At 40.4% G+C, this 1429-nt stretch carries 2 protein-coding genes; one reads left to right on the plus strand and one right to left on the minus strand.

Going from position 1 to position 1429, the window contains the following annotated elements; genetic code table 11:
* A partial coding sequence (locus PVV63_RS10180; protein ID WP_273791752.1) for a lysozyme occupies nucleotides 1-217 on the minus strand: 217 nt, incomplete at its 3' end.
* 149 nt (nucleotides 218-366) lie between these two features.
* Here PVV63_RS10180 and PVV63_RS10185 point away from each other — a divergent pair.
* Nucleotides 367-1429: integrase arm-type DNA-binding domain-containing protein (locus PVV63_RS10185; protein ID WP_273791751.1), on the plus strand; the 1063-nt coding region annotated here is incomplete at its 3' end.

The following is a 1429-nucleotide window of genomic DNA, read 5'->3' on the forward strand; positions in this document are numbered from 1 at the left end:
ATTGGCAATCCGTTAACGAAACCGTGACCGATTCCTCTACCGTCTTCTCAAATTGCTTTAAGTCGTCACAAAGGATTTCTTCTGCTTGCTCTTGGCTAATACACATGCCTTTTTTGACAAGGGGGTGACCCGCATTGCTGGTGTGGCCATAACCAATCGTCCAGACACATGCCGTATCTCGATACGCCTCTACAAGACATTGATTTATAATGATAATTCACTGTTTTGTATGTTGAATGAGAGTCTCGAATAACGTAGGATTCTCTCATTTCAAATCTGTTTATGTTGAATCAATCAAAACCACTCATTTGTACATAACAAGTGGGATGAGTGTGTGGATAAAATTTGTATAAGAAAGGACTAAAAATGGCTCTTATGAACCGTCTTAATGCAAGGGCTGTCGCAACATTGGGAGCTGGCAAATATAATGATGGTGCCGGCTTGTTACTTCATAAGCGTAAAGATGGAGGTGCTCAATGGATTTACCGTTTTACCATTCATGGGCGGCGCCGTGAAATGGGCTTGGGTGCTTTAAGAGATGTTTCTTTAAAACAAGCCCGTGAATGTGCAATGCAATGGCGTGCTGTTTTACGTGAAGGGCGTGATCCTATTAAAGAACGTAATAAACAAAAGCGTGAGGCAATAAGTAATCTCCATTATTTAAAAGATATTGCTTTAGATGCTTTTGAAAGTCGTAAAGCTGAATTAAAAGGTGACGGTAAAAATGGAAATTGGTTTACACCTTTACGCCTTCATATTCTTCCCAAGTTAGGCTGTTTACCCGTTTCAGAGATTACCCAAACAGAGATACGCAATACCCTTGCCCCCATTTGGCATACAAAAGCTGGAACAGCCCAAGCAGCATTGATACGTCTTAATCTTTGTCTCAAACATGCGGCTGCCTTGGGTTTGAATGTTGATTTACAAGCAACAGAAAAAGCACGTGCTCTCTTAGGAAAACAACGTCATAAGATCACTAATAGACCAGCAATGGATTGGAAAGATATACCAGCTTTTTATCAGTTCCTCTGTAAAACACAAAACATAACACATCTTGCTTTGCGCTTGCTTATCCTTACAGGGGTTCGCTCTAACCCTTTACGTCATATTCATAAAGATCAAATTGATGGGGATATATGGACCATACCTGCTGAGAATATGAAAGGAAAGCGTGATACAACAAAAGAATTTCGCGTCCCCTTATCATCTGAAGCATTAAAAGTAATTGAACAAGCCCGCTGTATTTCTAAAAGTGATTTCATCTTTTCACTTACCGGTCGTGGTCCTCTTTCACATACGATGATGGCTACGTATATGAGAAAAAATAAAATTGAAGCCTGCCCCCATGGATTTCGCTCTAGTTTACGCAATTGGCTCGCTGAAACAACCGATGCTCCCTATGAAGTCGCTGAAACTATTCTAAGTCATA

The organism is Bartonella sp. CM31XJBT (assembly GCF_028618555.1).
GTDB lineage: Bacteria > Pseudomonadota > Alphaproteobacteria > Rhizobiales > Rhizobiaceae > Bartonella.